We start from the raw sequence: 24,919 nt of genomic DNA, 5'->3' as shown, positions 1-24,919 counted from the left end.
TTTATCCCTCCAGTACGGTGCCCATTTGCGAAAGCGGTTCGGCCAGCGCGTCGACCGCTTGGCTGAGCTTGGTGGTCTGTTCCTTGCTCAGTTCGGTGTACAGCACATAGCCGTCGCCTTTGCGGTACGGAGCGAGCGATTCTTCCAGTGCGGCGAATTGCTTGTCGATCTCCGTAGCAAGAGCTGCGTCTTTTTTCTCCAGCTGCGGACGGATGACCTTGAAGATCTCCTTCGCGCCTTCCACGTTCGCAGCAAAATCATACAGGTCGGTGTGCGAGTAGCGTTCCTCTTCGCCGGTGACCTTGGTCGCAGAAACTTCGTTCAAGAGCTCCACCGCCCCCGTCACGAGCAGGTTGGCGTCGATCTCCACGCTTTCCACTTTGACGCGGAGCATCTTCACGTCTTGCAGGAGCTGGTCGGCGACCGCTTCCTGGCCTTTGACGCTGTTGTCGACCCACAGCGCCTTCTCCAGCTTGTGGAACCCGCGCCATTCGCTGTCCGGCACGTCGTTCTCGCGCGCGTCGATCCACGGATCGAAATCGCCGAGCGATTCGGCGATCGGCTCGATGCGCTCAAAGTACATGCGCGTTGGGGCGTAGAGCGCTTTCGCCTTCTCGATGTCGCCCGCCTTCACCGCAGTGGTGAACGCTTCGGTCGATTTGACAAATTCGTCCGACTGCGCGATGACGAACTTGCGGTATTCATCGACCACGCCGTTCAGATCGGCCGCAGCCTTTTGTTCCTGCTTCACCGGCTCCACAGCTGCCGGTTCCTTCTCCGCGCCGCAAGCGCCCAGCAGTACGGAAGAGCCGATCAACAGAGCCGGCAGTGTCAGTTGCATCTTTTTCAACACAGTAAATCCATCTCCTTTTATCCTACAGGCGGACTAAGCCTCACCCTATATCTCGCTCACTGAAAACCATTCTCACTAATCCTACACCCATTCTGCACCGCTGACAACAGGGTTTTTTAGGAATGGAGAAGGAGTTGGACGAACTAAAAATTTTGATGATGAAAAGGGAAAAACTCCCGAACCCAGATCTTATCTACTTCCTCAACTTTATAACTTTCATAAATAATTATATAATCTGTATTTTTTGTTGACTTAGTATAATAGTTGGGGGTATTTTATGCGTAAGATATATTTATCATTTTATCCTTTTTGGAGGTGTGTGAAATGAATCTCTCGAAGGCTGTGGTTTCATTTACTCTCGCAGCAGTGCTAGCTGGTTTTGCATTCGTATCGACTCCAACAGATGCCGCTCAAACTGCTGAAATAGAAGCAAAGCAAGCTGTCACCCATTACCTGAATGCTGTTTCTTCCGGTAATATCAACGAAATCATGAAATACAGCAAAGACGAACGAATCCCGGACGAAACGCAGAGAAAGGAAATGCTGCAACGTTTTCTCCAGAAACATCCGGTGAAGAAGTTTGAGGTTCTTTCAATCAACTATGTGAATGATGAAAACATCACGGTCACACTCACGGGCCAATTTGGAGACAACACTGAGACTCAAACCCTTCCACTTCTTAAAGAAAACAATCAGTGGAAAGTATTGATCGAGGACAAATAAACCCGGGAGGCCAAGACTATGAAGAACAAAATGTACATTGCGATTGCCGCTGCAGCAGGCTGCTTTCTTTTGAGCGGGGGCATTGCTTCCGCCGCTCCGGCAGTCGCTTATTGGGAGTTTACCGGCGCCTGGGGGACTGGCGGGAATACATATGCCATCAAGACCAACTGGTTCACAGTAACAAACAGCGCGCAGGTGGTGACGATCGCGGGCTGGCAAGATGTCACAAGCCTCGGCAACGCGAACATCGATTATACTTTGGTTCGCTATGGATTTCTCGGCAACACACCGGTTGGGATGAAGAATTTCAATACCAACTACCCCAAAAGCGGCGTTTGGTATAACTACACGTTCACGAACGCTCGAAAAGGCGAAGATCACCGCATTGAATTGATCCCTCACAGTTCTGCCGGTATGATTGGTGCCGGAAATGCCTACGACGGCTACTAAACCAATAAACAGCAAAAAAGGCTGCCTGCGCGAAGATTCGCTGCAGACAGCCTTTATTTTTTGCACACCGCAATCCCAAACGGGTAGCGGACGCCTGCGCGTTTGGGTTCGAACAGGACGCCGTGCTGGTAGTAGAACTCCACCTCGCGGAAGGCGCCGAACAGCGCGTGGAACTCGTCCTCCGTAAACTGGTGCACATGCCAAGGGCTCAGGCACGGCTTGCCGCGGCCGGCGCCGAACGGGGAGGAGAGCACGAGGGTGCCGCCGGGGGCGAGCAGATCGTAGCAGTTCGTAAGGAACTGCGCTTCGTCTGCGATGTGCTCGATCGTCTCGAAGGACAGGATGGTGTCGAACGGGCCGATCTTCTGCGGCAGGTCAGGGTCGAGCACGTCTTGGACGTCATACTTGACCAGCGGATGATAGTAAGTCTGCCGCGCATAGTCGACGACCGCCGGGTCGAGGTCGACGCCGAGCACGGAGTCGATGCGGCTTTTGCACAGCTTGGCGATCATGTGCGCGCCGTAGCCTGCGCCCGTGGCGAAATCAAGCACGGTGCCTTGGACGTAGGGCGCTGCAAAATAATAACGGGCCAGATGCTCGAGGAGCATGCCGTTGGTTGGTTTCATCAGTTCAGGAATGATGCGTTCCCCGGTATCTTCGAGCACGTGTTTCCCACCTTTTGCTAGTGAATCCTCTCTTCCCTATCCTACAGGAATTCGCCCCCCGGTACAAATTCGGTTGACAAGAAGCAAGCTGTGCGCCGAAAATTAATTATCATCACCTTTCGTAAACGAGTTAAATGAACAGGAGGCGTTCAAGATGAGCTCGCCGGAAGCGAATTGGAATCGGGTGTGGGATCGTGCAGCGCAGTCGGGCAGCTACAGCTACCTGCACTCGCGGCTGGAGCGGTCGATGGATAAGGTCGGGTATTTTATCTCGAACGGGGTCTTGTTTCGAGACGGCGACCGCGTGCTGGAAGCGGGCTGCGGGGACGGGCTGGTGCTGCTGAGTTTGCTGCGGCTGTTTGAGATTCAGGGGCACGGGCTGGACATCTCCGTCTCCGCGAAGGAGCGGGCGGAGGAGCTGATGGAGATCGAGGGCAATCGCTTTTCGTTCGACATCGGGGATATTTTGGCGATGCCCTATCCGGATGATCATTTTGACAAGATCGTGTGCCTCGGGGTGATCGAGCATTTTCACGACCCGACACAGTCGCTGCGGGAAGTGTACCGCGTGCTGAAGCCCGGCGGGCAGGTGATCATGATGACGCCGAACAAAAAGTCGCTCGGGGTGCTGGACCGCAAAGTGAAGCAGTGGATGGGCACGTGGCCGTTTGGTTATCAGACGGAGTATTCGCCGGCCGAGTTGGAGGGCTTGATGACCGCGCAGCATTTTCAGATTCGAAAGCGCGAAGGGCTGTTGCGCCGGCGGTTGCCGCATGACAACCGGACGGTGCGGGTGATCGGGAATTTTGACCGCTTGATCAATCTGTTCGTGGAGGATTGGGGATTTTTTTCGTACGTGTTTGCGACGAAATAGAGGACAGAAAAGAGGCGCTGCAGCGGTCTGCAACGCCTCTTTTTTGATGCGGAGTTACTTTTGTGTTTTGACGGTCGTTTTGCCGACGAACAGCTCGCCGTTCACGTAGCCGCGGAGTTCGACCTCCACGGTGGAGTTGGACGGCCAAGTGAAGTCGTTGCGTTCGAATTTGAACTGCCCGTTCTTCGCTTGGTTGTAGTAGCCGTTGTTGCTGGTCAGCGCGTTGACGCCGTTCAGACGCACGGTGTCGAGGTCAAAACCTTGCGTGCTGTAGCCGTTCGGCAGAGAAGCGCGGACGGTAAACACGCCGTTGTTGCCTTTGATGATGCCCGGTGTCACTTCAATCGTAGCTGTGAGGTAGACCGTAAACGATTTTTGGATCGTCGTGGTCAGGCCTGCTGCGTCGGTCGCCGTGACGGTGACGGTGTAGCGGCCCGGCTTGTTCAAGGTCAGCGAGGTCGGGTCGACCAGCACGCTGCCTGTTTGGCCGGGGAGGGCGACGGTCAGTTTCTGTACGGCGATGCCGGACAGGCTGTCGGTCGCGGTGTATTTGAGTTGCAGGGTTGTGCCAAGCGCATACTCCTGATTCAGGTCGAACGAGAGAAGCGGAGCGGTCTTGTCGATCTTGACTTCCACCATCTTCGCCTGCTCTTGGTTGCCCGCTGCGTCAACCGTGTAGAAGGTGACTTTGTTGATCCCTTCTTTGGTCACGGTGAAAGCATTGCCTTCCACGTAGCCGGAACCGTTAACGGAGTAGAACGTTTTCGCCACGCCGCTGGTGATGTCGGTTGCGGTCAAGGTGACTTTTACGTCATCCTTCGACCAGGTGGTCGGCGCGTTGGACGTGGTGGTCGGCGCGGTTTTGTCGATCTTGATTTGGATCGACTGGGCTTGCTCTTTGTTGCCTGCTGCGTCGACGGTATAGAAGGTGACTTTGTTGACGCCTTCTTGCGTCACGGTGAAGGTCGTACCTTCTGCGAACTCAGAACCGTTGACGGAGTAGTAAGTGGTTGCGACGCCACTGTGTGCATCGGATGCTGCCAAGGTGACTTTTACATCCTCTTGCGACCAGGCGGTCGGGGCATCCGAAGTGGTGGTCGGTGCAGTTTTGTCGATTTTGACTTGGATCGACTGGGTTTGCTCTTTGTTGCCTGCTGCGTCAACGGTGTAGAAGGTGACTTTGTTGACGCCTTCTTGAGTCACGGTGAAGGTCGTACCTTCTACGAACTCAGAACCGTTGACGGAGTAGTAAGTGGTTGCGACGCCACTGTGTGCATCGGATGCTGCCAAGGTGACTTTTACATCCTCTTGCGACCAAGCGGTCGGGGCATCCGAAGTAGTGGTCGGCGCGGTTTTGTCGATTTTGACTTGGATCGACTGGGTTTGCTCTTTGTTGCCTGCTGCGTCGACGGTGTAGAAGGTGACTTTGTTGACGCCTTCTTGCGTCACGGTGAAGGTCGTACCTTTTACGAACTCAGAACCGTTGACGGAGTAGTAGGTGGTTGCCACGCCGCTTTGCGCGTCGGTTGCTGCCAAGGTGACTTTTACATCATCTTTCGACCAGGCGGTCGGGGCATCCGAGGTGGTGGTCGGCGCAGTTTTGTCGATCTTGACTTGGATCGTCTTGGTCTTTTCGATGTTGCCGACGCGGTCGACGGAGTAGAAGGAGACTTCGTTGATGCCTTCTTCTGTCACCGCGACCACCGTGCCTTCCACAAAGGCGCCGCCGTTCAGGGCGTAGAACGTTTTCGCGACGCCGGTGTCGTTGTCCGTTGCGGACAAGGTGACCACGGTGCCTGCGTTGATCCACCCGGACGGTGCCGCTGCGGTGGTGACTGGCGCGATGTCATCTTGGATCAGTTGCGCGATCACGCTGTTCGACGGGTCGGACTCGCCGAACGAGTTGGAGTACGATGTGACAAGATACGTATGGTTCGCGTACGACAGATTGTTCAGCGTGTAGGACAGGGCGTTCAGGTTCTGCACCAGCAGCACCGGCTTGCCGTCGATTAGTTCATACACGTTGTAGCCGTTCGCGTAGGTGATGAAGTTCCAGGACAGGCGCGCCGAGTTGGTGCTGAGCACTTTCACGCTGGCCGTCGGTGCCTGCATGACCGGGTAGACGATCGTGACCGTCTCGCGGTTCGAAGCTGCCGATTCGCCAAAGCGCGTGCTCACCGCCGTCACTTCATAAGAGAAGGTGTCTTCCTTCAGGTTGTAGATCTGGAAGCTCGTCGCCGTCCCTTTATAAACCTGTTCTCTCGCGTTGCCATTTACTTTGTACACTCTGTATTCGTTGGCCCACGTCACCGCCGGCCAGGAGAGCGTCAGGTTGTTCGCGTTGACGATCGTCGCCGTCAGCACCGGCGGCTGTACCACCGGCCAGACGAGGTCGAACGTCAACGTGTTCGCAATCGGCGATTCGCCAAAGCGGTCGCTGTATGAGTGCACCTCGTAGGTGTACTCCCCTTGCGGCATGTTCACGAACGACAAGCTCGTGCCGGTCTGGGTCTTCGTGAGCACTTTCTCGCCATTGACGACCTGATAGATCTTGTAGGCGGTCGCGTATTGCGCAGCGCTCCAAGCAAGGGAGATATCATTGCCGTTGACGATCGTTTTCGTAAACGTCGCCGGCTTCTGCATGATCGGATGCACGAGGTTGAAAGTCAGCTCGCTGCCGACCGGCGACTCGCCAAAGCGGTCGCTGTACGCGTGCACCACATAGCGGTACTCGCCCGCCGGCATGTTCGTGAACACGGTGCTCAGCGCCGCCTGCGACTTCTTGAGCACTTTTTCACCGTCGACGATCTGATACAGCTTGTAGGCGGTCGCGTATTGCGCCGCTTCCCACTTCAAGGTGATGTCGTTGCCGTTGGCGACTGTGTTCGTCAAAGTGCCCGGCTTCTGCATGACCGGATGCACGAGCTCAAACGTCAGCTCGCTCGCTTCCGGCGATTCGCCAAAGCGGTCGCTGTAGGAATGCACCACATAGCGGTACTCGCCCGCCGGCAGGTTGGTGAACGTCACCGTCGCGCCGGCCTGTGATCTTTGCAAGACTTTTTCGCCGTTGATGATCTGATAGATCTTATACGCTGTCGCATATTGCGCCGCATCCCATTTCAAGGTGATGTCGTTGCCGTTGGCGACCGTCTTGGTCAGGTTGTTCGGCTTTTGCATCGTCGGGTGGGTCAGCGTCAAGGAGACGATGCTGCCTGCCGCCGATTCGCCGTAGCGGTCGCTGTAGGTGTGAATCACAAGCTCGTAGTCCCCGGCCGGCATGTTGGTCAAGGTGCCGGTGACGCCGGTCTGCGTTTTCAGGAGCTCTTGTGCACCGTTGACGACGCGGTAGATTTTATACGCGGTCGCATATGGCGCTGCCGTCCAGCGCAGCACGATGTCGTTGCCGTTCGCGATGCTGTACGTCGGAGCGGCCGGCGCTTGGAGCGTCGGGAACTCGACTTGGACGGTCAGGCGGCTGCTCGGCTCGCCTTCGCCAAAACGGGTGCTGACGGCGCGCACTTCATAGGTGTGCTCGCCAGCCGAAACGTTGGTAAACGTGTTGGTGAGCGTGGTGACCGTTTTCAGCAGCACCGCTGCTCCGTCGACGATCTCATAGATCTTGTAGCTGTTTGCATATTGCACCGCGTTCCATTTCAAGACGATGTCATTGACGTTCGACACGGTGTGCGTGAGACTTTCCGGAGCGGCCATCGTCGGATGCACCAGAGTGAAGCTGACTTCCGCACCCTCCGGCGATTCGCCGAGCAGCGTCGAGATGCCGGTCACCACATACGTGTACTCGCCGGCCGGCATGTTGCTGTAGGTCGCAGAGGTGGCGCTGGTCGTGCCTTTCAGCACGCGCTGGCCGTCGATGACCTGATAGATTTTGTAGCTGGTCGCATATTGCGTTACATTCCATTTCAAGGTGATGTCGTTGCCATTTGCCAGCGTGTAGGTCAGGTTGCCCGGCGTCGGCATCACTTGACCGTTCATCGTGAAGGTCAAAACGGTGCCTTGCGCCGATTCCCCGAAGCGGGCAGAAACGGAACGAACTTCATAGGTATACGTGCCAGGCGCTACACTGCTGTAGGAGACGCTTGGCGTCGTGACCGTGCTCTTCAACGTCTTCTGACCGTTGACGATCTGGTACACTTTGTAGCTGGTCGCAAACTCAGCCGGTTGCCAGTTCAAGGTGAACGACGTGGCGCTGGTGACCGCCTGCACCAAGTCGGCCGGTGGCTGCATCGTCGGATGCACGAGGTTGACCGCCACTTGGCTGCCCGTTGCCGACTCGCCGAAGCGGGCCGAGTACGAGGAGACTTCGTAGGTGTAATCGCCCGCTGCCGAGTTGGCAAACGTGACGGTCGCGGCGGTCGGCGAGCTTTTCAGCACCTTTTGACCGTTCACGATCTGATACACCTTGTAGTTGGTGTTGTTGGCAACCGCATCCCATGTCAGGACGATGTCATTGCCGTTGACGATCTTCGCGGTCACGTTCGCCGGCGCGGCCATGTCCGGGGCGTCGACTTGGAATTTGACCTGGCTGCCCACCTGCGACTCACCGAAGCGGTCGCTGTAGGAGTACAGCTGGTACGTATAGTCGCCCGAAGTCATCTTCAGGAAGGAAGTGCTCGTCCCGGTCAGCGTGCTTTTCAGGACTTTGTCACCGTCGATGACTTGGTAGAGCTTGTAGCTCGTCGCGTACGTCACCGCTTCCCAGGTCAGCGTCACGTCATTGATGTTCGTGATCGTCGACTTGAAGTTGTTCGGCGCGGCCATCGTCGGGTGGGTCAGCATGAAGGAGACGGTGCCCGCCTCTTCCGACTCGCCAAAGCGGGTCGAAGTGGTGGTGATCGCATAGCTGTACTCCCCCGCCGGCTGGTTGGTCAGCGTGACGGTGGTGCCGGTCGCAGTCTGCTTCAGCACTTTCTGCCCGTCGATCACCTGATAGACCTTGTACCCGGTGGCGTACAGAGCAGCGTCCCATTGCAGACGCACATCATTGCCGTTCAGGACGGTGTACTTCACGTTTTTCGGCGCGGTCAGTTTGACTTCGCCGACATCGACGGTCGCCGTTTGCGACAGCGCCGATTCGCCGTACAGCGCGTGCACGGCCGACACCGCGTAGGTGTAGCTGCCGCCCGCAGCGGAGGCGTTGGTCCATGTAGCTCCGGTCACGGTCGCCACTTTCGTCTGCGAGCCGTCTTCGGATACTTGATAGATGTTGTAGTTCTTCGCGTACTGTGCCGCGGTCCAAGTCAGGACGATGTCATTGATGTTGCTCGTTTTGGCGCTGAGCGTCGCCGGCGCCGCCATCTCCGGGTAGGAGATCTCGACGGTGACCGGTGCGCACGGACCCGATTCGCCATCCGGGCCCAGCGTCGAAACGACATAGCTGTACGATCCTTCGGGCATATCATTGGCGATAAAAGAGTTCGTGTTCGCTTTGCCCAAGAATCGCAGTTCCCCGTCATAGATGCCATAGATGTTGTAACCGGTCGCGCCAAAGACGGCGCTCCAGGTCAATTTGACATCGCTTGGTGTCAGGAACTGAGTGGCGAGGTTGCTCGGCGGCAACATCGTGCTTTCCGAGAGCGTGGTGACGCTCCCAGATTCTGCGGCTGCCAGTGTCTGCACTGCCGGCATCAGGAGTTGAAATACCAGCAGGAACATGGCGAGCAGCGCGATTTGGCTGTACCTTTTCCCCATGCTCTTCGTCCTTCCTTTCTTTGTGAAAAGAGGGAACCTTCTTGCGATGAATCCCCGTGGTAACCGGCTGCCATCTACACTTCCAGAATATTCCGCACATGCAGTTCAGGCCCTTGGCTTTGCGTCTCATGGTTTCCCATGATTTGCCCTTTTCACTTGTTTATCTCTCTCATATCAATGATATTTCATTTCAGACAGGTTGTGAATAAGAATCTTTTACGAACCTATTAGTTTCGTTGCAAAATGAACATTTGTGGGGGTTATTGTTTTACTATTTTTTCAGCGTGCCGTCTCGCCACTTTGCCGTTTGCAAACAACAAAAAAAAAACCTCCTTTCCAATAGAAAGGAGGTTCTGCGCGCATCAGATCAATTTCGCGCTGACCACAAACAGCACGCCGGTCACAGCGAGCGCGAAGACGCTGAGTGCGGCGGCATACCAGCCGGCGACTTTGGAGCGACCGGCCGCTTCGGCCAGCTGTTTGACGGCGCGGCGGCTCTTCCAGGTGAAGACGAGGATGAACAGCAGGATCACCGTGCCGCCGGCCTGTTCCATAAAGGACAGCCAGAACGGCTTTTCCATCCCGCGGTAACCGAGCAGCTCGATCAGCCCGACGCCGCTCGCCAGCACGACCAGTGCGGCGACGCTGGTCACACGGTTCACCAAACGCGTGCAGAAGAGCAAGAGCTTGCTTTCCTGCAGGGACTCTTTTTTCAAATACGCGAACAAGATCATCAACAAGACCGCCGACCCCAGCCACACCGACAGGCCGGACACATGCAAGAACAACAGTGCATTCGCCATCATCACACACTCCCCTTTTCCATTTCCGTTTCGAGTTCCAGTTCCAGCTTGCCCGGCCGCCAGTTCCAACGGCCCAGCAGCATCATCAGCGACGGCATCAACAGCCCGCGAATCAAAAATGTATCGAGCAGCACACCCAGCGCCACCATCGTCCCGAACGCTTTCAGCTCCAACAGAGGTTGCGTAATAAGCACCACGAAGGTCGCAACAAGAATCAACCCGGCCGATGTGATCACCCGGCCCGTCTTCACCACGCCGCGACGGATCGCTTCCGTCAGCGGTACAGCTTGCGCTTCTTCGCGGATGCGGGCGAATAGAAGCAGGTTGTAATCAACCCCGAGCGCGACCAGAAACACAAATCCGTACAGCGGGATGCGGTAGGACAGCGCTTCATAGCCCAGCAGGTGGTGAAACAATAGCCACGTCAACCCCAGCGTTGCGCCGTAGGTCAGCAAGATCGTCCCGATCATATACAGCGGCGCCACCCACGAGCGCGACGCCAGCGCCAGCAATACGGTGATCAGCGCGATGACGAGCCCAATCACGACCCACGTATCACGGCCGTTCAGCGCCCGGACATCCACTTGGGTCGGCGTTTGCCCGCCGAACAGCAGCTGATGTGTCGCCGGATCGAACCCGTTCTCCGCCAGCAGCTTTCCTCCCCGCTCGCGCAGGTCTTCCACCAGATCCAGCCCCTTCGCCTCATACGGATGGGCATCGAGCACCAGTTGCCAGCGCGCCGTAAGCTTGTCGCTCGCGAGCAGCGTCTCCCCCGGCGGAACGGTGACCTGATGCACGCCCGGCTCTGCTGCAAGCGCTTCTGAGAGTGACCGCAGCCGCGCTTGCAGCTCCTCCGAACTCAGCTCCTGCTCCGAGCGGAGCAGCACGGTGACCGGCGCCAGTTCCCCTTGCGGAAACGCACCTTCCAGCATCTCAAACCCCTGGCGCGACGAAGCGTCGGCCGGGAATGATTTCATCAGATTAAACGAATACTCGATCTGAGTCAGCACCGGGAACATCGCCATCAGCAGCAGCAGCAAGGTGAAAAACGTCCGCTTCGGCTTGGTCGTCACGACCCGGGCCGCTTTTTCCCACAGCCGGTCGCGCTTGTCTGTCTGCACGCCGACTTGGGGCACAGACGGCCAGAACGCCCGGCGTCCGAGCAGGGCGAAGACGGCCGGAATCAGCGTGATGCTCCCAAGCAAGATCACCGCCATCGCCGTGACAAAGACCGGCGCAAAGCTGCGGTACGGCTCATAGACGGCAGCAAACAACGTCGCCACAGCCAGCAAAATCGTCCCGGCGCTGAAAAACACCGGTTCGGCCACCCGCGCCACCGCCTGCTGCATCGCGGCAAATTGCGACTCCGTCTTCGTCAGCTCTTCTTTGTAGCGCGAGAAGACAAACATGCTGTAGTCGGTCAGCACGGCGAACAGCAGAATCAACATGATCGACAGCGCCTGGCTCTGCACTTCCGCCCAGCCGGATTCACCAAACAGCCCGAGCAGGCGGTTGGTGACTGTAAACAGCACACCGGCGATCAACAGCGGCGTCACTGCGAGCAGCAGCGAGCGGTACATCACGAGCAGCAAGACCAGAATCAGCGCCACCGTCGCGAGCATCAGCACCACGTCCGCATTGCGAAACGCATCCAGCGTATCGGCGGCGATCCCGGCCGGACCGGTGATCGCAACTTCGGCCTTACCGTGCAGCGCCGCCTCCACGTACGCGCGCACCTCTGCTACAGCATCATGCACCTTGTCCTGCTCCAAGCCCGGCTGCAGGCGCAAGGGCAGCATCAGCGTCGTTTTCTGCTCATTCAAAAAGCCGTTCAACGCCGCTGGCGGCATGTTGTGCAAAAGCGCCGCGCTGCTCACCCCGGCAGGTTTTTGCGGCGAGTCCAGCCAGCGCGTGACAGAAAAGACAGCGTCCCAGTCCGCCTGATCCAGCCCCTGCCGATCTTGCACGACCACCAGCGCGCTCAGCCCGTCAGCAGATGGAAAGCTCGCTTCCAACACCTGCTGCGCCTGCGTCGCCTGCGCATCATCCGGCAGCCCGGTCCCTTCCGACACGGCAATGTCGTTCGCAGACGGCGCGACGATACTCAGCACGATCGCCAGCAAAAGCCAGATGCTCACCGCCCATTTCGCACCTGCCGACGTGGCTGACCACGCCGCGATGCGTCGGATCATCTTCATCGGATCACCCTCCCTTTCGATCTTCTATTCGCATCATAAGCAAGCCAGATGAATAGAAGATGAACGGAAGATTACAAATGCGGCAGCCGCACCCGGAACGTCGTCCCCGCGCCCGGTTCGGAGGCGGCTTCCACCGTCCCGCCGTGCATTTGCACCACTTTCAGCACGATCGCCAGACCCAGCCCGCTGCCCGCGCGCTGGCGTTGGCGCGCTTTGTCCGCTTTGTAAAACCGCTCGAACACATTTTGCAGATCATCGGCCGCAATCCCGATCCCCGTGTCGGCGATTTCCACCGTCACCTCGCGCGGGCCGCGCTGCATCGTGATCCGGATCGCGCCGCCCGGTTCGGTAAATTTGATGCTGTTCGCCAGCAGATTCACCCAGACCAGATGCAAAAAATGCGGCTGGCCGGACACCGTCACCGGCAGCAGTTGCAAGTCGATGCTGAGCGCTCCTTCCGACCACTGCCATTGCAGCGACCGGACCACGTCGCGAATCTGCTCATCGAGGCGAAACGAGCTCGCCTCCCGCGCTTCCTCCGCATGGTCGAGCGAGGCGAGCGTCAGCAGCTGCTGGCTCAGCGAGGAGAGGCGTCTGCTTTCCGTCTCGATGATCGCCAAATACGCTTCCCGCTCCTCCTCCGACATCCGCTCCGTGCGCAAGGCCTGCGAGAAACCTTGGATCGAGGTCAGCGGCGACTGGATCTCATGCGACACGTTGGCGACAAACTCCTGCCGCGTGCGGTCGAGCTTGCGCAGCGACTCGGCCATCCGCGAAAAGTCCCGCGCCAGCCGCCCGATCTCATCCTGCCGCTTCACATCCAGCTCCGGCGCGAAGTCCCCTTCCGCGATCCGCTTCGTCGCCGCGGTCAGCAGTTCCAGCGGCTTGACCAGATAGCGGGTGCAAGCCAGGATCAGCACCAGCGAAAACAAAAACGTAAACAAGAGCAGCCGGGCGAACAGCACCCGGACTTCGCCAAACATCCGCTCGATGTTCGGGCGCAAAAAGACAGCATACGTCTCCCCGTTCGCCCGCAGCGGCACGCCGACCGAGTTTTGCAGCGTATTTTCAAAAAAGCCGGTCACAAACAGGCTCCCCGTATGCTCCGCCCCGCGGTACGCTTCCCCCGCCTGCACCTGCCGAATCATCTCCGCCGGGAGCGTCGTCTCCCGAAATGCATCCCCGTAGGTCCGTACCTGCATCTGCTCATCGACGACATAGAGCTGGTAATTCAGCTTCGCAATGCTCGTCAAATACGCCTCGAGATCCTGCTCCGGATTCCGCTCGTACAGGGCGGCCGTCTCGGACGCGATCTCGTAAATTTTTTGTTCATTGTAGCCTTTCATATGCAGCTGGTAATACAGGTTGGACAGCCAAAAGCCAAACAGCGCGCTGACCATCACGATCACCACCGTCATCAGCACGATCCGCACATAGAGTGATTTCACGAGGCGGTCACCTCAAGCTTGTAGCCGATGCCCCGGACGGTCGTGATCACAAAGTCTTGCTGCTGCCCGGCGAACCGTTCGCGCAGCCGTTTGATGTGCACGTCGATCGTCCGCGCATCGCCCTGATACCCCGCGCCCCAGACCGAATCGAGCAGCTGATCGCGGGTAAACACGCGGTCGGGCGCCGATGCGAGCTGAAACAGCAGCTCAAACTCCCGCCTTGGCAGCAGCACCTCGCGCTCGCCGATCCGCACTTCAAACCGGCCCCGGTCGATCACCGTCCCGCCGATGGCGACCGCATCATCGGCAGCCAACTGATAGCGCCGCAGCAGCGCTTTGATCCGCAAGACCAGCTCGCGCGGCTCGAACGGCTTGACCACATAATCGTCCGTCCCGGACAAAAAGCCGCGCTCCTTGTCTTCCGCCGCGCCTTTCGCAGTCAGCAGGATCACCGGGATGTCATAATGATCCCGGATCTCGCGGCACAGCTCCAGCCCGTCCTTGCCCGGCATCATCACATCGACGATCGCCACATGCACGCGCTCTTCCTCCAGCAAACGGGACGCCGCCGTGCCGTCCTCCGCCTGCAGCACGCGATACCCTTCCTTTTGCAAATAAAATCCGACCAGTGTGCGCAGATGCGGATCATCATCTGCGACCAGAATTGCGATTCTCATCGGTCTCCCTCCATCTCCTCTCTATGATAACAAATAAGCAGCTGGCCTATCGCAAACAAAAAACCATCGGGCTCGATCTCACCCGATGGTTCTTGGCCGTTCTTACTTCATCACATCATGCCACACATAGCGCTCGCCGTTCAGCTCGCTGACGACGTTGATCCCGACGCGGGCGCCGTCGCCGGAGGTGACGATGGTGTGGACGCTGACCCCGGCGATCGTGCCGGCCGCCCAGATGCCCGGGATGCTGGTCTTGCCGTCGCGGTCGACGACGACGTTCGTCTTGATGCGCGGCTCGCTGCCTTCGCGCGTCTCCACGCCGATCTTGTCCGCCAGATCGGCCATCGCGCCGGTGGCGAGGATGACATGTTTGGCTTCATACTGCCCGTTGTCGAGCTCCGCGCGGAAGCCGTGCTCCGTCCGGACGATGTTTTCCACTTTGCCGGTGACCCGTTCCGCTCCGAACTTCTCCATCTGCTTGCGGCCCGTCTCCAGCATGTCGGGGCCGCTGATCTCCAAGACCGCAAAATGGTTCTCCATCCACGCCCGCTTGGTCATGCTGTGATCGCTGTCGATCACCAGCGTCTTCTTCCCGGCATGAGCCGTAAAAATTGCAGCGGCCGCTCCGGCCGGACCTGCGCCGACAATTATGACATCATACATGCTCCGTAACTCCCTTCAAATGGAACTTCGATTCCCACTTTCCAGTCTGCACTTCTTATTCCAAAAGTAATCGCCGCGACCGACCGCGGAATTTTATACGAAGTAAGGAGGAATTACGTGCCATATTCAAGAATATTTGACTCATAATAAAGATTCCATTAAACGACAGTGGGTGCTCGCGTGAAACTTCGCAAGAAGATGTTTCTGCAATTTTCGATCTTGCTGGTCGTCTGCCTGTCGCTGCTGCTGCTGTTTGTGAAACAGACCTTGCTGAGCAGCTACCTGCGCATCGACGAAGCACATGCCAAACAAACGATGACCGGCGTGCTCTACGCCATCGATGATGAGATAAAAAACATCAGCACCAACCTGTTAAATTATTCGGCTTGGGACGACACCTATCAGTTCGTGCAGGGCCATGATGCGCCCGACTATCTGGAGAGCAACTACACAGTCACCACCTTTGAGACCAACCGCCTCGACCTGCTCCTGCTCATCGATGAGCAAGGCAACATCAGATACGGGCAGGGCTTCGATCAGCAGCAAAAAGCGGCCCGGCCTGTGCCCGACTACTTCCGCCAGCCGGATCAAGTGCGCAAACTGACACAGTTCGCCGATGTGAACGACGTCCATCAGGGCCTGCTCCAGATCGACGGACAGCCGATGATGGTCGTTGCGCAGCCGATCCTGACCAGCGAACGGCAGGGTCCGATCCGCGGCGCGCTGATCGCCGGCCGCTTCGTCTCCCCGGCCGAAGTGAAGCGGCTCAGCCTGCGCACCCAAGAACAGCTCTCGATCCGGCCGGCCGACCGGCAGATGCATCTGGCGGCCGGACATCCTGACGTGTGGGTTGAACATCTCTCCGGGTCGGAGAGCCGGGTCTATGGCATTGTGCATGACTGGGACGGCGGGCTCTGCTTCTTCGTCTCGCTCGATCAGGAGCGCCTGGTCTATCAGCAGGGGCTGAAAACGGTTCTCTACTTCTCGCTGTATCTGGCTGCCATCGCCATCTTCGCCATCGCCGGCGCGGTGTTCGCTTCTGAGCGCCTCGTGATCAGCCGCCTGAAGCACCTCGTGGACAACATCCGCTGGATCTCCCGCAACCAGAGCTTCTCCGCCCGGATGGAGCCGAGCGGCCGGGATGAGATCGGCGAGCTGGAAGCGGAGTTCAACCTGATGATGTCTTCGCTGCAGCAATCGCAGCAGGCGATCCGCGAGGCGGCCCTGCTCGATCCGCTGACCCAGCTCCCGAACCGCGTCGCGTTTGCGGAACGGCTGGCCGAGGCGATCGAGCGCGCCAAGCTGACCGGTGAATCGCTCGCCGTGCTGTTCGTCGACCTCGACCACTTCAAGCAGATCAACGACACGTGGGGCCACGAAGCGGGCGATCGCCTGCTGCTGACGATCGTCGAGCGGATGCAAGGCGCCCTGAGCACAGAAGCGCTGATCTCGCGGATGGGCGGGGACGAGTTCACCGTGCTGATCACCGGCTTCGCTTCGAATCAATCGGTGCACGACCTCGCCGCGCGGGTCGGCGCGGAGCTGTCCCGGCCGCTCTTCATCGCCGACCGCGAGCTGAAAGTGACGGCGAGCATCGGCTACAGCTTCTACCCGCACGACGGGTCCGACGCGGAAAGCCTGATCAAAAACGCCGACCTCGCGATGTTCACCGGCAAGGGGCAAGGCCGCAACGAGATCCTTCCCTACCGCGACGAAATGCGCCAGATGATCGAAAAGCAGGAGAAGCTCACAATGTACCTGCGCTCGGCGGTCGAACAGGAAGAGCTGTTCCTGCAGTATCAGCCGATCGTCGACATCTCCACCGGCGGCACGGTCGGCGTCGAAGCGCTCGTCCGCTGGCAGCATCCGGTCATCGGCCGCGTCTCGCCGCTGGAATTCATCCCGCTCGCCGAAAAGACCGGCCTGATCCACAACATCGGCAACTGGGTGCTGAGAAGAAGCTGCGAAGAGATGCTGCTGCTCGGCCGAAGCGACCTGCAGTTGTCGATCAACGCCTCGGCGGTGCAGTTGGAGCAGACCGGCTTTGTCGACGGTGTGATGGACATCCTGCAGGAGACGGGGTTTGATCCGCGCCGCTTGAAGATCGAGATCACCGAGAGCGCCTTGATGTCGGACATCCACGGGGTGACCGACAAGTTGCAGCAGTTGCGCAACGCCGGCATCGAGATTTCGCTCGACGACTTCGGCACCGGCTATTCCTCCCTGCACTACCTCAAGAAGTTCCCGCTCGACACGCTGAAGGTGGACAAGAGCTTCATGGACGAGATCGCCCGCGCAGAAGGCGACAGCACGATCGCCAAAGCGATCATCGACCTCGGGCGCAACTTAGGGCTGACCGTGATCGCCGAAGGGGTGGAAACGGCTGAGCAGGTGGCATTTTTGCGCGAGCAGGCCTGCTACTTCGTGCAAGGGTACTATTTCAGCAAACCGCTCGACTTCCCGGTGCTGGCCGCATTTTTGGAAACGCAACAGCTCCGCGCAACATAGCGAACCCTCCTGAATACTCAGGAGGTTTTTTGTTTGGCCGTGCTATTTGCGCTTCAAGAGCTTTGCAATCCCTTCCGCTCGTTCATAACTGCTGACCAAGATCAGCACGATGATCAGACCTCCCATACATATCGCCTCTGCCACTGAGAGAGCCCTCCTCAATGTTCGTTCTGAAGATCGTATCTGCTGACAGTCTATGTGGAAAAACGGTTCCTCTAGACCACAAAAAAGACAGCCGTTGCCGGCTGTCTACAAATCCTCGATCTTAGTCCAAAAAGCTGTTCACTTTACTCGGCAACGCTTCTCTCGCCGCCGACTGCAGTCCAAGACGATCCCCCAGTTGCTGGTTGATGACCGTCATCTTGGTGGTGTACTCTTTGCAGCTGGCGATGATTTGCTGGTTGGAACGCTCGGACAGATCCAAAGCTGCCATCAAATCGCCGATTGCCTGATTAACGCCTTCCAGCGACATCGACGGTTTGCTCAACAGCTCATTGGTCCGTTCTGTCGTCGTCTTCAGCAGGCGCGCATTCTCTTTGAATTGCTCCTCCAGCGTTTTGTTCGTGGCATCTACAGCGGCGATCACTCGCTCCTGATCCCCCAGCGCCATGGCGATCATCGCCGATACGGTGATCAAGTTGGCCGTCTTATCGATGGCGTTGTTGATCGAATCGATCAATTTGTCGTTGTTATCGTTGATCAGGTCGGTCGCTGCGATCGCCTGATTGTAGAGCATGATCATTTCTGTCATCGACTGAATGCGCGACACCACTTTGCGCAAGCCGCGTTCCAAGTGCGCCTTGCGAGACTCGTTCTCCGCCTTCGCGATCTCCAGCTCAAACAGCTCTCTCAGCTTATCGCCAAACGCGATCTTGGTCTGCAGGTTATAGATTTCTTCCATGGAGGTGCGCTTCAGTTGACGCATGTAGGCGATGTTTTCTTGCAACGTGTCTTTCCCGTCTCGAAGCCCGCTCAGGATCGCATCGATGTTCGTTTTGACAGACTGATATTTGTGAACGTAGTTCTTAAAGGGGCTTTTGCGCAACAGTTTGCCAAACACCCCTACGTTTTTGCTTTGCTGAAGCCCTTCACACTCATCGCGGAGCTTGAGAATCATGTTCGACACTTCCGCCCGCTTCCCTGACATGAGATCATTGACCGGTCGATCAAGCATCTGCAGAGTATTGCCCGCCTTCTCCTGCGTCTTCATCCCCAGCTTGCCGATTTCGTCCATCAGAGAATCCAACGTCATCGTATCGGTGTTCGATACTTGTTGAATCAATTGAGTCGCTTCCTGGACAGCTTTCTGCTCGTCCTCTTTTTTGAGCTCAATGGCCATTGTAGACATGCTCTTCCTCCTTACATATGATCAGTTTCATGATAGCGGTTATGGATCAATTCTGCCTTGGTCTGCAACTCGATCAGATCTTTATGTTCAATCGTTTCGACGATCGACGTAATCTTCATATTAATGTCTTTCAATCCGTTCAGGAGCATCCGTCGATTTTTCGTCTTCGTTTCACCGCTCAGCCGTAAGAAGGGAGTGATAAAACTGTTTAGATCTTTCAGCACCAATCTGCGAATCATATGATTGATCGATCCGTTGTTCATTTCTTGCAACAGCGGGATGACCCGTTGCAGTCGCGCAAACAACGCGAGCGATTTATCCACAATCTCATCGTCCAGGCTGTTTTTCTGCCCTTCTGAGATCACCATATCTTCTAAGATCTCTAAGTACTCCAACACCGGCGCGAATTCAGAGTCTGCCTGGACGGCCGCTTCCTGACGTCTTTCGCCCGGCATCGGCTCGACAGACGCAGAAGGCGTGGTCGGCTCCGCTCTGACCTCCGGCACGACATCCCGGATGTTTGCCTTCTTTTTGTCGCGCATCGCCCCCATCCACATGCCCGCAAAGGGGATCAACAGCGAGATCAGTTCCGGCAACAGCGGACTCGTAACCAGTGCAATCAGGTATCCGGCGGCTGCACCGGCTAACACTCGTTTCGTCATCATTTGCAGATCACCTCCAGCTTGTTGAAACTAGTATCAAAATTATAGTTTATTTTGTCGTTTTTTGCCAGTCCCTACACACTTAGGAACACAGTTCGGCCGCCAGGAGCAGGATCTCAACGGCTGCAGACACTCCTGCATCACGTGTCATTCGGTACTCCGCCTGTTCGCGGTACAGTTCGCCATGCCGCGGGATAATGGCATGTCTGGCGAAATCCAACATCCCGCGGTCGAGCAGCGAGTCCCCCGAAGCCAATCGAACTTCTTTCCCGGACAACTCCTCAAGATGCGCCAAGGCTGCCCTTTTGCTGACGGCGTGCGGTACGAGATACAGCTTGCGCCCCTGCACGGAGAGCTCCCAGCCTGAGGCTTTCAGCCGTTCCGCCACTAGCATCACCTCATCGGTCGGCATCAATTCGCGACGGATGATGATCGCATAATACATCTCATCGCAGAATCGCTCGCCCAGCACCCACTGCGGCGAGGCGATCGCTTGGAACACCGCATACGCCTCGCGAGCAGGCAGACACGTCTCCCGAATGAGACGGTGCAGATGGCGGTTCCATTCCGGATCAGGCTCGCCGTCGAACAGAATATTGCCACCGTTGCTGGTAACCGCATATTTCGGCAGAATCTGTTCCTGGAACAAGTGAATCCGGCGATATTGTTCCACCGTCCTCGTCGTGACCGGGACAAACGCCGCGCGTTCAGCTACTTCCCGCAACAGTTCCAACGCCTGCTTCGGCATATAAGAAAATGGCGTTCCATCTCTCAGCTCCACAGGGATGAGCTCACAGCTGTCACTTGCGCCCCCGAGCGATCGCTGCGAATAGATGAGCGTTTGATCAAGGTCGCTGGCAAAGATCACTCTGCATCACCCTTTCGCGACCGGATGAGCCCGCAGCATGAATAGCTGAGCTCGGGCGATACTTCCACCGGGACTTGCCGGTCGGCAGCAAGCAGCAAGATATGTTTCAGGTTGGGATTGTCCAGGGAATCGACGAGGATTTTCCAGGGAACTCTCCGCAGCAGCACCCGTGTCGTCTCGCCAACTCCCGGTTTCACCAAATTGATGTCATCAATGCCGAATTGCGCCTGCAAGCGCCTGATTTCATGCAGCCCCCGCCAACTAGCTTCTACCTGCACGCTTTGGTGCTGATCCGCTTGCCGTCTGGCCGCTTCTGCGATGGCCGGGAAATGTCGGCTTACCGTATCCACAAAAAGCCGCGATACGTCTTCACCTGCCCACTCTTCATAATATTTCGCTCCATGAAAATCATCTGGCCCAATCAGGTCCTCCCTCAGGACGGTACGACTGATCAGCCCCGATACTGTCGAATTCAAGCAGGCGCTTGGGATCAGGAAATCCTCCCTTGTCCCAAACGTTTCTGTGCATGCTCCCGGGTCTGCCAACACGGCAAGATCGCTGTTTAACTCGATGTGATGCCGCTTCGCAAAATCTGCGCATGACTCCGCCAACACCTGAGCGATCGCGCCTTTCCCCGTCCAGCCATCGACAAATTGAATCTCACAATCGGAATGCGTTTGCAAGATATACAAGATCGCGTTTTCATCGATCCCTCTTCCCCGAATGATCGAGATGCTGTAATGAGGGAGCGAGATCCCGTAGACCTGCTGCAAGTAGCGTTTGATCAGAATCCCCGCCGGCGTGCCAGCTCTCGCCAGCGAAGCAAGAACGACCTTCGTGCCGCGTTTGCGGACGATCAGCTCCGCTGCCGTTCCTGCCGCCAGCGCGACCTTTTCGGCCGTTTGCCGGAGCGTCTCATGAAACAGATCAAGGTACTCAGGAGTTGGCCGATACTCTACCGGAAGCATCTCCGAATAATGAACGCCACCTTGTATGGCTTCCTCCCGGTCTTCTGTGGACGTTTCCAAGGCGACGTTTTGCAGGTTTTTCAACAAAAAAGTGACATCATCAGGTGCATAACTTCCCATCGGTTGAGGGGCGGATCTCTTCATACAACGGCTCCTTCTCCTGCTGTCAGGACAAAATAACCACGCGAACGCACTTGATCCCCAACCTGCAGAGCTGATCGACAAACGGCTTCAGTCGTTCCTGCTCCACCGGCCGCTCCAGAAAGACAAAGAGATCGTCATAGCCGTACCGCGTCACATTATAGAGAAAATGCGGAACGTTCGGATCATCCGGACTCGGATAGGAAAACGCCTCCCAAATCGCATAGGACGGATCGACATGCGGGTGGATCGGGCTTCTTGTCGTCGACTGATACCAGACGCCCTCCCCCATCTCCGCTGCGATGCGCATCGGAAGGTACATAAATTCGCCCGTTCCGAGACAGAGCGTCTTCGTACCGGAGCGCATCTCCCTTAATCTTGCTGCCGCCTGGCGAACCTGAGTATTCGTCTGCCGATTCTCTGCTGATGCGATGCCAAAGCGCCCGGTGGCCAAGAGGTAGGGCGCAGGGTTCCGGTGCCCGGCCAAGTCAAGCGAAGACACGTCCACCTGCTCAAACAGATCTTGGAGGCGAATGACTTGCAGATCGACAGCTGAGTGCGGTTCCGATTGATCGGTTGCACCTGTTGCGAAGTTCGCCAAATCCGGGTTTCCCACTGCGCTCATTTCACCGGTCAGCACAGCTAGCACTTTGATCGAGATCCCCAGTTCCCGCTCCAGTTCAGCAAAGCGGTCACGATGCTCCGGCGTTCTCCAGTCCAGAAGCGATGCCACATAGAAGTCGTGACCCGGATGCTTGCGATTCAGTTCCCGAATGATGTTCAGCACCGTGTTTCCTGTCGTCAGTTCATCATCGACCAGGACGATCGCTTCCTTGTTTTTCGCGGGTGCTGCTGTGTAACAGCGATGTGAGGTGGCATGGGAATGCTCTTCTTCAAAATTGACAGAGGACTCGATTTCCGGAATCCATTCCCGGGTGGTGTGCACATAGCGGCAGTCTGATGAAAAAGCTGCATACATGCTGTGCCCCAATGCGGTCGCAGTTTCGGCAAATCCGATAAACGCGAGCGGTCGCGGCGGGGTCAACGTGTGCTCTTGCAAGCGCAACCATGCAGCTTTCGCCTGGTCTGGGTCACGCAGTCCTTCCAGAGCATCCGCCGGACGGAACGAAGGACCCTGCAATTCCTGTTGCAGCAGCAACGCTAACACATAGCCGCCTAACAGGCTCACTTCCGGCTGAACGGGCAAATGCTTACCCAGTATCTTGCTGACAAACAGAAACGAGCGTTTTTTATTGATCCGGGCAGCCATCGAAAACAGCGACTCCGGCGGAATCTCAAACGGATTGTTCGTCACGCGGATCTGAACTTGCAGATCCCCTGTGATCTCATACGTATGCTTGTCCGGAATAGACGACTCTTGGTTGAACGTTTTCTTGGTCATGTAACACCCCGTAGACAGCAGCTTGTGCCAGGATTCTTTTCGCCCAATTCAGATGCGGCTTAATCTCGTTCATTTTATTGGCGTGATCGCTGCGAATCACACCTCTGTTGCCGTCGCAGTTCTCCAGAATGTTGACCGCGTCCTGGTACTCTTCACAGGTAACCGCATACAGCGATTGCACAATTTTGAGTTGGCTGGGATGGATGATCGTCTTGCCGATCAACCCGTTTTCCTTATCGAGCAGCACCTCGCGAATCAGACCATAGTCGGACTGCGTGACCGGCTGCAAGCCATAGTGGCCCGCAATGCGCTCAATCCGTTCGTCTCGCACGCCTGCGCCGCTGTTTTGCCGGGAAAAATACTCCCATACCGGACCGGAAATCACGTACCCGTCTTCCGCTCGCCCCAGAATGTTCACAATGTCGGAGATGCAATTGCGAATTGTCGTGATGTCATATATCGTATGGTGAACACTTCGCCGCACTCCGAACAAGCTGGAGAAGTCGGTAGCACCGATCCGCACGTTTAAGACACGCTCTTTGTTGCGGTCCAGAATCGCTTTGATGCCAAGCAGAGTGGGGAGGCGCTGCTCCAAATACATGATTTCGCTGCTTTCCAAAATGGGTGATCCATACAAGACGGGAGCTTCCGGCGCCTTGTGCTGTTGATAGGTTTCAAGAATCCGGAAATACCGCTCTCCGTTCTCCAACGAGAATTTGGGAAAGAAGAATCCGGTGATCAATACGATCCGCTCCGCCAGCCTTTCGATCAGCGTTTCGAGTTGCTCTGGATGTCGCACTCGGATAAAGATCAAAGGGAGACTCTCCTGATCCAGCGTTCCAATTTCCAGATAGGAATCCAATTTGAACAGCTGCTGAAGCAACACTTCCTCCGCCATCTCCACCTGATGATCCCCAATCGCATCTTCCAGATCCAACACGATCGAGACGAGACCTTCATGTTTTTGATTCAGGATGTCTTCCGCAACTGTGAGCCTTGTCGCAGGCGTGTACAGAGCTGCTCCTGCGGCATAGGACAGAATGTCCCGGCTTGAAGTATTGTTAAAGTAGACGGGCGCTTGATGGAACTTCGCCATCTCTTCCTGAGTAGACAAATAGCTGAAATATCGCAAGGCTAACCCTCCCCTCGGGGGCAGAAAGTATCACTCGATTGAAAAAAAGAATCCCTCCGTTCTAGAGGGATTGGATCTGTTATTGTGCAGTCTTTTTCTTCTTCATCGAGCTGTAGTAAATCGTCCCTGCAAAAACGCCGATCAAAACGCCGAAGAAAGCAAGATGCGGAACATGGATGCCGAATACTCCGAGCATCATCTTCGCCGCAATAATCGCGATCAGAATAAACGCGGCCATCTCCAGCTCCGGGAATTTCTCGATGAGCTTCAGGAACACTTGTGCAACACCGCGCATCATCAGGACGCCGAGCAGTCCGCCCAGGAACAGCACCCACACCTGGTTGCTCAGGCCAAACGCTGCGACAACGCTGTCGATACTAAAAGCGATATCCATCAATTCAACCATCAACACCGTTTTCCAGAACGACATCGGTTTGTTTTCCGCTTCGCCCTCGTCTCCGCCTTTAAAGAGTCCTTTATAAGCGATATAGAAGAGATACAATGCCCCCGCGACTTTGACGGCAGTAAACGACACGAGATAGGTGCCAAGTCCGATGGCGAGGAAACGAAAGACATACGCGCCCAAAATCCCGTAAAACAACGCTTTTTTCCGTTGCTTTTCCGGCAGGTGTTTGACCATTACGGCCAGAACGAGCGCGTTGTCTGCGGAGAGCAAACCTTCGAGCAGGATCAAACTCGCGATGATCCCCCAGCTGACAGGATCGGAAAGCGTGCTGGTGATCGCATCCCACGAAAAGAACTGCCCGTAATTCTCAACAGCGCTTTGTATAAAGTTATAAAGCCAATCCATTGCCTAACTCCTCCAA

19 protein-coding genes and 1 riboswitch are annotated in these 24,919 nt (G+C 56.7%); of the genes, 4 read left to right on the top strand and 15 right to left on the bottom strand.

The window, feature by feature from the left end; translation table 11 throughout:
• Position 1: 1 nt before the first annotated feature.
• On the bottom strand, positions 2-853 hold the full coding sequence (gene efeO / locus EV586_RS06295; protein WP_132944224.1) for an iron uptake system protein EfeO: 852 nt from the start codon (positions 851-853) through the stop codon (positions 2-4).
• A 324-nt stretch (positions 854-1,177) separates the two neighbouring features.
• On the opposite strand from efeO, the gene EV586_RS06290 reads away from it, so the two are divergent.
• Both EV586_RS06290 and EV586_RS06285 read left to right on the top strand, forming a co-directional pair.
• On the top strand, positions 1,178-1,576 hold the full coding sequence (locus tag EV586_RS06290; RefSeq protein ID WP_132944223.1) for a DUF4878 domain-containing protein: 399 nt from the start codon (positions 1,178-1,180) through the stop codon (positions 1,574-1,576).
• A gap of 18 nt (positions 1,577-1,594) precedes the next feature.
• Complete coding sequence (locus EV586_RS06285) at positions 1,595-2,026, top strand: hypothetical protein (protein ID WP_132944222.1); 432 nt, start codon at positions 1,595-1,597, stop codon at positions 2,024-2,026.
• A gap of 53 nt (positions 2,027-2,079) precedes the next feature.
• Here the strand turns inward: EV586_RS06285 and EV586_RS06280 are convergent, their stop codons facing one another.
• Entirely contained in the window at positions 2,080-2,691 is a 612-nt protein-coding gene (locus EV586_RS06280) for a class I SAM-dependent methyltransferase (protein WP_132944221.1), read from the bottom strand.
• Positions 2,692-2,845: 154 nt separating this feature from the next.
• On the opposite strand from EV586_RS06280, the gene EV586_RS06275 reads away from it, so the two are divergent.
• Entirely contained in the window at positions 2,846-3,565 is a 720-nt protein-coding gene (locus EV586_RS06275) for a class I SAM-dependent methyltransferase (protein WP_132944220.1), read from the top strand.
• Positions 3,566-3,619: 54 nt separating this feature from the next.
• Here the strand turns inward: EV586_RS06275 and EV586_RS06270 are convergent, their stop codons facing one another.
• The 6 genes from EV586_RS06270 to EV586_RS06245 form a co-directional block, all read right to left on the bottom strand.
• The gene (locus EV586_RS06270) at positions 3,620-9,274 is read right to left on the bottom strand and encodes an OmpL47-type beta-barrel domain-containing protein (protein ID WP_132944219.1); all 5,655 of its coding nucleotides are present in this window, start codon (positions 9,272-9,274) and stop codon (positions 3,620-3,622) included.
• 55 nt (positions 9,275-9,329) lie between these two features.
• Positions 9,330-9,432: riboswitch (cyclic di-GMP riboswitch) on the bottom strand.
• Between the two features lie 204 nt (positions 9,433-9,636).
• Complete coding sequence (locus EV586_RS06265) at positions 9,637-10,077, bottom strand: hypothetical protein (RefSeq protein ID WP_132944218.1); 441 nt, start codon at positions 10,075-10,077, stop codon at positions 9,637-9,639.
• Positions 10,078-10,079: 2 nt separating this feature from the next.
• Positions 10,080-12,275 (bottom strand): MMPL family transporter, encoded by a 2,196-nt coding sequence (locus EV586_RS06260; RefSeq protein ID WP_132944217.1) that lies wholly within the window; start codon positions 12,273-12,275, stop codon positions 10,080-10,082.
• A gap of 71 nt (positions 12,276-12,346) precedes the next feature.
• Positions 12,347-13,723 (bottom strand): sensor histidine kinase, encoded by a 1,377-nt coding sequence (locus EV586_RS06255; protein WP_132944216.1) that lies wholly within the window; start codon positions 13,721-13,723, stop codon positions 12,347-12,349.
• A complete protein-coding gene (locus EV586_RS06250; protein WP_132944215.1) occupies positions 13,720-14,400 on the bottom strand; it encodes a response regulator transcription factor in 681 nt (226 codons plus the stop codon). The genes EV586_RS06255 and EV586_RS06250 overlap by 4 nt, the downstream gene beginning before the upstream one ends.
• A 102-nt stretch (positions 14,401-14,502) precedes the next feature.
• Positions 14,503-15,063 carry an FAD-dependent oxidoreductase gene (locus EV586_RS06245; protein WP_132944214.1) on the bottom strand — a complete coding sequence of 187 codons (561 nt, stop codon included), beginning with the start codon at positions 15,061-15,063 and terminating at the stop codon, positions 14,503-14,505.
• Positions 15,064-15,243: 180 nt separating this feature from the next.
• On the opposite strand from EV586_RS06245, the gene EV586_RS06240 reads away from it, so the two are divergent.
• Positions 15,244-17,571 carry a bifunctional diguanylate cyclase/phosphodiesterase gene (locus tag EV586_RS06240; protein WP_132944213.1) on the top strand — a complete coding sequence of 776 codons (2,328 nt, stop codon included), beginning with the start codon at positions 15,244-15,246 and terminating at the stop codon, positions 17,569-17,571.
• 265 nt (positions 17,572-17,836) lie between these two features.
• On the opposite strand, the gene EV586_RS06235 is transcribed toward EV586_RS06240, so the two are convergent.
• The 7 genes from EV586_RS06235 to EV586_RS06205 all read right to left on the bottom strand — a co-directional run bounded on the left by EV586_RS06235 (position 17,837) and on the right by EV586_RS06205 (position 24,903).
• On the bottom strand, positions 17,837-18,919 hold the full coding sequence (locus tag EV586_RS06235; RefSeq protein WP_132944212.1) for a toxic anion resistance protein: 1,083 nt from the start codon (positions 18,917-18,919) through the stop codon (positions 17,837-17,839).
• A gap of 11 nt (positions 18,920-18,930) precedes the next feature.
• On the bottom strand, positions 18,931-19,581 hold the full coding sequence (locus tag EV586_RS06230) for a hypothetical protein (RefSeq protein WP_481937757.1): 651 nt from the start codon (positions 19,579-19,581) through the stop codon (positions 18,931-18,933).
• Positions 19,582-19,663: 82 nt separating this feature from the next.
• Positions 19,664-20,449 carry an HAD family hydrolase gene (locus EV586_RS06225; RefSeq protein ID WP_132944210.1) on the bottom strand — a complete coding sequence of 262 codons (786 nt, stop codon included), beginning with the start codon at positions 20,447-20,449 and terminating at the stop codon, positions 19,664-19,666.
• Complete coding sequence (locus EV586_RS06220) at positions 20,446-21,561, bottom strand: cysteine protease StiP family protein (RefSeq protein ID WP_132944209.1); 1,116 nt, start codon at positions 21,559-21,561, stop codon at positions 20,446-20,448. The genes EV586_RS06225 and EV586_RS06220 overlap by 4 nt, the downstream gene beginning before the upstream one ends.
• Before the next feature lie 22 nt (positions 21,562-21,583).
• A complete protein-coding gene (locus EV586_RS06215) occupies positions 21,584-22,960 on the bottom strand; it encodes a phosphoribosyltransferase family protein (protein ID WP_243652948.1) in 1,377 nt (458 codons plus the stop codon).
• The gene (locus tag EV586_RS06210; RefSeq protein WP_132944208.1) at positions 22,905-24,092 is read right to left on the bottom strand and encodes an HpcH/HpaI aldolase/citrate lyase family protein; all 1,188 of its coding nucleotides are present in this window, start codon (positions 24,090-24,092) and stop codon (positions 22,905-22,907) included. Before EV586_RS06210 ends, EV586_RS06215 begins: the two co-directional genes overlap by 56 nt.
• A gap of 79 nt (positions 24,093-24,171) precedes the next feature.
• Positions 24,172-24,903 (bottom strand): TerC family protein, encoded by a 732-nt coding sequence (locus EV586_RS06205; RefSeq protein ID WP_132944207.1) that lies wholly within the window; start codon positions 24,901-24,903, stop codon positions 24,172-24,174.
• Positions 24,904-24,919: the final 16 nt, after the last annotated feature.

The organism is Tumebacillus sp. BK434, from assembly GCF_004340785.1.
Classification (GTDB): domain Bacteria; phylum Bacillota; class Bacilli; order Tumebacillales; family Tumebacillaceae; genus Tumebacillus_A.
The sequence above is the reverse complement of the archived record's forward strand: the minus strand, read 5'-3'. Positions and strand labels throughout refer to the sequence as shown.